The organism is Holdemanella sp. DFI.5.55 (genome assembly GCF_020593575.1).
GTDB lineage: Bacteria > Bacillota_I > Bacilli_A > Erysipelotrichales > Erysipelotrichaceae > Holdemanella > Holdemanella hominis.
In genome coordinates this window covers 1-877 of sequence record NZ_JAJDMK010000175.1, presented here as the reverse complement: position 1 = coordinate 877, position 877 = coordinate 1, and the positions used below count along the sequence as shown (strand labels likewise).

The 877-nt window shown below is 29.3% G+C and carries 2 protein-coding genes; both read right to left on the bottom strand.

The annotated features are described in order from the left end of the window. Positions 1-141: 141 nt before the first annotated feature. Positions 142-360, bottom strand: a complete 219-nt coding sequence (locus tag LJE08_RS13645; protein ID WP_227403535.1) for a hypothetical protein — start codon at positions 358-360, stop codon at positions 142-144. Between the two features lie 7 nt (positions 361-367). Then, positions 368-877 (bottom strand): hypothetical protein (locus LJE08_RS13640; protein ID WP_227403534.1); only part of this gene is annotated, 510 nt, incomplete at its 5' end.

The window sequence follows — 877 nt, the reverse complement described above, 5'->3', positions numbered from 1 at the left end:
ATATGACGGAAAGACAATAAAAAGGCATCCAAGACTCCGTTGTTTAAAGACGGAGAGGGATACCAATCTGAATATATACATAAGCTGTAAACTTATGTCAATTCCCACCTATACAAAGATATTGAAAGATTATTTAAAATATTAACAAGGAATCCAATGGTCTCCAACCCATTTATTCAATGTTTGATTCCATAATCTTTTATATAATTTTCCATTTATAACTTTGTATTTCCAGACCAGCTTCTCTTGGCATGGCATAGTAACATAAATATTTGCAGAGGCTTTAGTTTCATTTGCCAAAACAGGTGTTACTCTATTCATTGATGCGATCAATACTAACATAATCATTATTTTTTTCATAAATTATTTACTCCTTTATAATTGGAACAGCTTTAAAACAATCATCGTTTGGATTTGATATTTCAACTCGCATTTTGCCAAATACTAATTCATATGTTCCATCTTTATGTTTAATAATATATCCCTTGTCTATATCTGATTGATCATAAAAATCCTCGTTGTTTGGAGGATCAAATGCAGACTCCAAAATAATGCTGTTTGTAAGTAATGGAAGAGCTAATACGATAATCATTAGAATTTTGCTCGTTTTTTTTCGATACATTCCATCCATTAAATAATTTATACGGTATTCTAATATATGTGCATTATCTTGAATCATAAAATGTGTAGATTGTCCCTTGAATTCATTTTTACTTTGAATGTTTTTTTGGATTTCTATAAGCGTATGCATATATTTCATTACTTCTTCTTTAGAAAATGGATTCGTTGTTTGATAGTCTACACGCATTTCCAAAAATAAATCAATCTTGTCTCTTAATCTATATACTGGAATAAACCACCAATACATGATAACTAA